The 6795-nt window shown below is 73.8% G+C and carries 10 protein-coding genes; 5 read left to right on the forward strand and 5 right to left on the reverse strand.

What is annotated here, in order from left to right:
• The first annotated feature begins 46 nt into the window (after positions 1–46).
• From ABT092_RS27420 to ABT092_RS27435, 3 genes are all read left to right on the forward strand, one after another.
• Complete coding sequence (locus tag ABT092_RS27420; RefSeq protein ID WP_351248503.1) at positions 47–550, forward strand: ATP-binding protein; 504 nt, start codon at positions 47–49, stop codon at positions 548–550.
• The gene (locus ABT092_RS27425) at positions 541–981 is read left to right on the forward strand and encodes a hypothetical protein (RefSeq protein ID WP_351248505.1); all 441 of its coding nucleotides are present in this window, start codon (positions 541–543) and stop codon (positions 979–981) included. The genes ABT092_RS27420 and ABT092_RS27425 overlap by 10 nt, the downstream gene beginning before the upstream one ends.
• A gap of 578 nt (positions 982–1559) precedes the next feature.
• On the forward strand, positions 1560–1964 hold the full coding sequence (locus ABT092_RS27435; RefSeq protein WP_351248507.1) for a RidA family protein: 405 nt from the start codon (positions 1560–1562) through the stop codon (positions 1962–1964).
• On the opposite strand, the gene ABT092_RS27440 is transcribed toward ABT092_RS27435, so the two are convergent.
• A complete protein-coding gene (locus ABT092_RS27440) occupies positions 1933–2724 on the reverse strand; it encodes a uracil-DNA glycosylase (protein WP_351248523.1) in 792 nt (263 codons plus the stop codon). The two genes, ABT092_RS27435 and ABT092_RS27440, sit on opposite strands and share 32 nt — an antisense overlap.
• 122 nt (positions 2725–2846) lie before the next feature.
• Between ABT092_RS27440 and ABT092_RS27445 the strand changes: the two genes are divergently transcribed.
• Positions 2847–3407, forward strand: a complete 561-nt coding sequence (locus tag ABT092_RS27445; RefSeq protein ID WP_351248509.1) for an RNA-binding S4 domain-containing protein — start codon at positions 2847–2849, stop codon at positions 3405–3407.
• Between the two features lie 12 nt (positions 3408–3419).
• On the opposite strand, the gene ABT092_RS27450 is transcribed toward ABT092_RS27445, so the two are convergent.
• On the reverse strand, positions 3420–4097 hold the full coding sequence (locus ABT092_RS27450; RefSeq protein ID WP_351248511.1) for a class I SAM-dependent methyltransferase: 678 nt from the start codon (positions 4095–4097) through the stop codon (positions 3420–3422).
• 82 nt (positions 4098–4179) lie between these two features.
• Here ABT092_RS27450 and ABT092_RS27455 point away from each other — a divergent pair, with 82 nt between their 5' ends.
• A complete protein-coding gene (locus ABT092_RS27455; RefSeq protein WP_351248513.1) occupies positions 4180–4443 on the forward strand; it encodes a DUF6343 family protein in 264 nt (87 codons plus the stop codon).
• 28 nt (positions 4444–4471) lie between these two features.
• Here the strand turns inward: ABT092_RS27455 and ABT092_RS27460 are convergent, their stop codons facing one another.
• From ABT092_RS27460 to ABT092_RS27470, 3 genes are all read right to left on the reverse strand, one after another.
• The gene (locus ABT092_RS27460) at positions 4472–4852 is read right to left on the reverse strand and encodes a tetratricopeptide repeat protein (RefSeq protein ID WP_351248515.1); all 381 of its coding nucleotides are present in this window, start codon (positions 4850–4852) and stop codon (positions 4472–4474) included.
• 80 nt (positions 4853–4932) lie between these two features.
• Positions 4933–5535 (reverse strand): dephospho-CoA kinase, encoded by a 603-nt coding sequence (gene coaE, locus ABT092_RS27465; protein ID WP_351248517.1) that lies wholly within the window; start codon positions 5533–5535, stop codon positions 4933–4935.
• Between the two features lie 31 nt (positions 5536–5566).
• Positions 5567–6505, reverse strand: coding sequence for a PAC2 family protein (locus ABT092_RS27470; RefSeq protein WP_351248519.1), 939 nt, complete (start codon positions 6503–6505; stop codon positions 5567–5569).
• Positions 6506–6795: the final 290 nt, after the last annotated feature.

The following is a 6795-nucleotide window of genomic DNA, read 5'->3' on the forward strand; positions in this document are numbered from 1 at the left end:
GGCAAACGTGATTCCGTCCGCGCCGTTAGGAACAGAGGCTGCCGTCATGGGTATCGGTGCCGAGGCAGCCGGGGCGTCTCCTGGCGAGACCACCAGGCGCCGTTTCCGCTTCGAGTTGGCCGCACATCCGAGTTCACCCGCACGGGCCAGACGTCTCACCCGGGCCAGGTTGTCCGGCTGGTCCGTGTGCGAGGACACCTGCGACGCGGCCGATCTCGTGGTGTCCGAGCTGGTGACCAACGCCATCGTGCACACCGCTTCGGACCTGATCGTCTGCGAGTTGCACGACGACTCCGAGAAGGTGCGCATAGCCGTCAGCGACGAGGGCTGCGCACCGGGCGACCCCCGTCCCTCCTCCCAACGGCCCGAGGAGGAGCACGGACGCGGGCTGCTCCTCGTGGCGGCGGTCTCCACCGCCTGGGGCGCCCAGGAGACCGGGCCCGGCCTGCTGGTCTGGGCCGAACTGCCGCGGACCGCACCGCCGTCGGACGGATCGCCGTCCGGGTCCCGCGCGGGGGAGTTCCGCGGAACGGGGGCCGAATGGGTGTGACGATCGGGCGGACCCTGAGCCTCGGCACGCTGGCCAGGCTGGACCGCCACCGCAAGGCGAACGGACGCGGAGGCAGCACCTGTCCCCTGCGGTTGGCCCTGCCCACGGGCATGTCCGTACCGCTCGGCTGCGACGCGGTGTCGGTGCCCTCCCCCTACGCCCGACGGGTGAACCGCCGTCTCCCCCGGGTCGGTTGCGTCTACGCCGACCTGGACCGCTGGTGGTGGATCGTCCCGTCCGACTCCGACGTGGCGCTGGAGTGGCCGGCGCCCGCCCGCTACGCCTGCGGGGCCCTGCTCCCGGACGAGGGACGCCCCCCGGGGCTGATCCACCGGCCGGACGCCACCGTCCCCTACACCCCGCCCATACCGCTCTATCTGGCGCTATGCCGCGTCACGGGAACGCCGCCCAGTTGGTGCCGCGTCCCGTGACAGCCTGACCGGCGACCCTGGGGGTGTCGCCCGGTCACCCGGTCCGACCGGCGGCCCGTGGGGGTGCCGCCGGTCGGACCCCTTTTGCGTCCGGCCGGGAGCTCCCCACCTGACGGGCAGTTCCCCCTGTCCACCGGCCCGCAGGTGCCGGGCGCGCGTTCCTCTCGTCGTGCGACAGCCGTGCGTCACCGAGCCCGGCCCGTACGTCCGCGTAGCGGGTGACCAGCCAGGCGGGGGTACCGTCCGGGCCGGTGATGCGGTGGACGGGCGCCGTGGTCCGCAGGCGGGCGTAACCGGCGTAGGGGTCGTCGAGCAACCACCGGGCGTCGTCGGGGGCCGGGCGGGGCCCGCGTCGGGACGGCCGTCGGAGTTCGGGCGCGAGGGGCGAGACGAGGGCCATGGGCGTCCACCCCAGGGCCGGACGCGGGCGCCGGGAGGACGTTCCGGGAGGTGGCCGGAGTCGATCGGCGGGGTGGCTCGAACCGGTAATCCGGGTGCACCGCACGGGACGCCGTCGCATGATCGGATCCGATGGCCCCGCGCACCGGAGGCGGGGCGCCGTACGGCTGAGGAGTCCCGTGATCCGTCGCATCACCGTTCCGTCCCTGTTCGCCCCGCCCGCCTACGCGCACGCCTCCGTGGTGGAGGCCGGCACCCGACTGGCGTTCCTCGCCGGCTCCGTCCCGCTGGACGCGAGCGGCGAGCTGGTCGCCCCCGGGGACCCGGTGGGGCAGACCGAGCAGATGATCGCGAACCTCGCCGAACAGGCGGGGGCCGTCGGCGCCGGGCTGGAGGACGTCGTGTACACCGACGTGTACGTGGTCACCGACTCGCCCGAGGTCATCGCAACGGTCTGGGACGTGGTACGGGCGAGCGGGCTGAGCCGGGGCCCGCACTCCTCGACGATCATGGGCGTGACCTGTCTGGGGTACCCGGGCCAGCTCGTGGAGATCACGGCGACGGTCGCGGTCCCCCGGGACTGAGGCCGTCCGGGCCGGTGCCGGCCACCGCGGACGCCTCCCGGAGCACCTCGCCCAGCATCGCGGGGGTCAACCGCCCGGTGAACGTGTTGCGCTGGCTCACGTGGAAGCAGCCGAAGACGGTCAGGTCCGAGGCCGCCGCGTCGCCGGCCCGGGGCGGCGCCGCTGCCAGGACGTAGCGGGCGCCGTGGCCGAAGGCCGGCCGCGGCCTCGGCACCTGGTAGCCGGCCGCGGCGAGCGCCGGGAACAGCGCCTGCCAACCGAAGGCCCCGAGCACCACCACCGACTTCAGGGTGGGTCGCAGCAGCTCCAGTTCGCGGACCAGCCAGGGGCGGCAGGTGTCCCGTTCCCCGGGCGTCGGACGGTTGGCGGGCGGCGCGCAGTGCACCGGCGAGGTGATCCGCACGCCCCGCAGGGCCAGTCCGTCGTCCGCGGACTCGGTGCGGGGCGCGGAGGCCAGGCCCAGCGCGTGCAGCGCCGCGTACAGCACCTCGCCCGAGCGGTCGCCGGTGAACATCCGACCGGTCCGGTTCGCGCCGTGCGCGGCGGGCGCGAGGCCCACGATCAACAGAGCGGCGTCGGGCGGCCCGAAGCCGGGCACGGGGCGCGACCAGTACGTCCAGTCGCGGTAGGCGGCACGTTTGCCCCGTCCGGCCTCCTGCCGCCAGGCGACGAGCCGGGGGCAGGCCGTGCAGCCGGTGATCCGCCCGTCCAGCACGGCGAGCCCGTCCCGGTCCGGAACGTCCCGCGCCGCGGCCCGCACCCGCGCGGCGCTCCCGATGGCTTCGACGGCGTCCACCCCACCACGGTAGGCATCCGCGGCTCTCCCCGCCGGCGGGGAGATATGCACGGCGGCCGGCACGAGCGGCCGACTATGGTCGGAGCATGGCTTCTGATGTGGCGGGCGGACCCGGTCCGACCCCGCCGGACACCCCGTCCGATCCGGCTCCCGAGCACCCGGCGAAGGCCGACCCGGCCCCCGCGGTCGCCCCCGACCCGTCCCGGGGCAGTGTCCGGGTGGACAGTTGGATCTGGTCGGTGCGCCTGGTGAAGAGCCGTTCACTGGCGGCGACCGCCTGCCGGGGCGGGCACGTCCGGGTCAACGGCGAGCGGGTCAAGCCCGCACACGGCGTACGGGTCGGGGACGAGGTGCGCGTGTGGCACGCCGGGCGCGAGCGGGTCGTGGTCGTCAAGGAACTCCTGCGCAAGCGGGTCGGGGCGCCGGTGGCCGTCACCTGCTACCTCGACAACAGTCCGCCGCCCCCGCCGCGCGAGGCCGTGGTACCCATCGGCCTCCGGGACCGGGGCACCGGTCGCCCCACCAAGCGGGACCGCAGGGAACTGGAGCGGCTGCGCGGCGCCGGCCCGGGCGTCACCCGCGGCCCCGACGCCCCCACGGGCTTCGGTGACCCTTCGCCCCGGGGACGGAGCGGGAGCCCTCGCTGACCCTCCCGCCGGTCACGCCTGCGGCACCACCCGCAGCCACATCCCGTCGTCGGTGAGGGCGCGGTCCACCCGCAGCCCCGACTCCGCGAGCACCTCGTCCAACTCCGCCGGGGTCATCGGGCGGCTGAGGAAGGTCTGCCGCCAGACGGCGTCGGGGAAGACGTACTCCGCACGGACCTCACGCACCCCGTCCGCCGCGGGCAGCGAAGCGATCCGCACGGTGAAACCGGCGGGGTCGACCCGTTCGACCGGGCCCCGGGTGTGGTAGTCGGCCCCTTCCCGCTGGACGATCACGCACCCTTCGGCGGTGACGTGACGGCGGCAGGCGTCGAGGATGCCCCGTTGCACCCGGCGGTCACCGGAGTGCACCAGGTACGACGTCAGCGTCACCACGTCGAAGGTCTCGCCCAGGTCGAGCGACTCGATGGAGCTCCGCACGGTACGGGCCCCCTTGACCCGCGCCAGCATCTCGGCCGACTCGTCGACCGCGGTGACGTCGAACCCGCGCTCCACCAGGGGCCCGGTCATCCGACCGACTCCGCAGCCCAGTTCGAGGAGCCGGGCCCCCGCGGGCACCGCCCCGGCGATCACCTCCGGCTCCCCGTACAGGGGCAGTCGTGCGTACAGCTCCACCGCGCACCCGTCCGGAGTGATCGCGCCGGGCCCGGATCCCTCGTATCCCTCACGCATGGAGGACTCCTACCCGGTCCCGCGACGGCTAGCCCACGGCGTGCCCCCGGAGTACGGTGCAGGAGGGAGTGGTGATGGCACCATGCGCACCGGCAACGAGCCGGCCACCGCGCGCAGCCCGCTGCGCATGCGGTTCTGGCTGAACCTCTGGGGCATGGCCTGGGCGATCGCGGGAACGGCCGCCTTCGCCTGGGTCGGGCGACCGGGCTGGGCGGCTGCCTGCGCGGTCCTGTGGGTGATCACCGTGGTGGACCTGTTCGCGATCGTCCGGCACATCCGGCAGGGCCCGCACTACCAGCCGGGTCGGGACGTCCCGCCCTACGAACCGCCCTCGGACGACCGGTGACCGTGCCCTCCGCCCCCGGACGGGGGTGTCAGTCGTCGAAGCGGGCCGCGGCCAGGTACTCGGGGTTGGGGTCCAGGGCCGCCGCAAGCCGGAAGTGCCGCACCGCCTGCTCCGGTCGGCCCGCCCGCTCGTAGGTCCGGGCGAGCGCGAAGTGCGCGAAGGCGTTGTCGGGCTCGCGCTCCAACACGATCGTGAATTCCAGCTCGGCCGGCCTGAGCTGGGCGGCGGCGAAGAAGGCCCGCGCGCGCAGCAACCGGGCCGCGGTGTTCTCCGGGTGCGCCGCGATGACCCGGTCCAGCAGTTTCACGGCCCCTCGGGGGTCCCGCGCGTCCAGCAGCCGCTCGGCCGCACGGTAGTCGATGACGTGGGTCTCCGGGCTTCGTCCGCTGGATGCACTGCGCTCGGCCACACCTCACCCCTTCCCCTCCGTCACCCGTTCAACGCGCCGTCCCCGCCGCCGCATTCCCCGTGCCCGGAGGCGGCCACCCGTCACGCACCGGTCGCCCGCCGCACCAACCCCTCCCAGACCCGGGCCACCGCTTCCCTCAGCTCATCGAGCGGCACGTCGTTGTCGATCACGACGTCGGCGACGGCCAACCGCTGCTCCCGCGTGGCCTGGGCGGCCATCCGGGCCCGGGCGTCCGCCTCGGACATGCCCCGCAGCCGCGTCAGCCGGTCCAGTTGGGTCTCCGGGGCGACGTCGACCACGACGACGAGGTCGTAGAGGTCGGACAGGCCGTTCTCCGCGAGCAGCGGAACGTCCTGGACGACCACCGCGTCGGCGGGGGCGGCGTCCTTCAGCTCCGCGGAGCGGGCGCGTACCAGGGGGTGCACGATCCCGTTGAGCACGGCCCGTCGATCGGGGTCCGTGAAGACGATCGCCCCCAGTGCGGCACGGTCCAGCGAACCGTCCCCGGCCAACACCTCCGGCCCGAAGGCATCCACCACCGCGGCCAGCCCGGGCGTCCCCGGCTCGACCACCTCCCGGGCGATCCGGTCGGCGTCGATCAGCACCGCGCCGTGCTCCACGAGCAGCCGGGACACCTCGCTCTTGCCGGCTCCGATGCCACCGGTCAGACCCACTGTCAGCATGCCCGCAGCCTAGCGCCGTGGGCTCGGCCGCTCAGGCGTCGCCCTCGCGCTCCGCGAGGAAGCGTTCGAACTCCCGGCCGATCTCGTCGGCGGAGGGGATCTCGGAGGGCTCGGCCAGCATGTTGCCCCGGCTCTCCGCACCGGCCGCGGCGTCGTACTGGTGCTCCAACCCCTGGACCAGGCTGGTCAACTCCTCGTCGCCCTCCCTGATCTGACGGTCGATCTCGGTCTGCGTGCGGTGCGCCTCGGTGCGCAGGGCGTGCGCGACGCTCGGGAGGACCAGACCGGTGGCGGAGGTGATGGCCTCCAGTGCGGTGAGGGCCGCGTCGGGATAGGCGGAGCGGGCGATGTAGTGCGGTACGTGCGCCGCGACGCCGAGGACGTCGTAGCCGGCCTCCATCAGCCGGTACTCCACCAGCGACTCCGCGCTACCGGGCACCTGGGCCTCGTCGAAGGGGCTGCGGTGGCCGGGCACCAGGTCGGTGCGGGAACCGTGCGGGGTGAGCCCCACGGGTCGCGTGTGCGGGACACCCATGGGGATGCCGTGGAAGTTCACCGCGAGCCGGACCCCGAGACGGTCCACGATCTGCTGCACGGCGGCGGCGAAGCGCTCCCACTCGACATCGGGTTCGGGGCCGGAGAGGAGCAGGAAGGGGGCTCCGGTGGCGTCCTGGACGAGGTGCACCTCCAGCGCCGGCACCTCGTACTCCGTCCAGCGGTCCCGCCGGAAGGTCAACAGCGGGCGCCGGGCGCGGTAGTCGACCAGCCGGTCGTGGTCGAAGCGGGCGACCACCTGGTGCGGCATCGCGTCCAGCAGTCTCTCCACGATCTGGTCGCCGGTCTCCCCCGCGTCGATGTAGCCGTCGAAGTGGTAGAGCATCACCAGGCCCGCGGACTCCTGGGCCAGCGCCACGTCGACGACGGCCAGGCCCTTCGGCTCCCACGTGTACAAATCCTGCGGATCAAGCACAGCCGCTCCTCCTCGTGTCCCTCAGCCAGAACACGCTGTGGGACGGGGACATTCCCCGCGTGACCGCCGGACATGCCCGCTCATCCGTCCGTCCCGTCACCCGAACGGCGACCGGCGGACCGGAGCGCACACGACGAAGGGCCCGCACCCCCGGGCTTGGGTTCAAGGGGTCGTCGCAACACCACTTGGTTTCAGGTGGTGAGTAGATCATGTAGACGCTCGGCTGGGGTATCCCAGCCGAGCGTCTTGCGTGGGCGGCCGGTTAGTTGTTTTGGGACGGGTTAGAGGTG

It is taken from the genome of Streptomyces sp. NPDC002490, from assembly GCF_040296045.1.
Classification (GTDB): Bacteria; Actinomycetota; Actinomycetes; order Streptomycetales; family Streptomycetaceae; genus Streptomyces.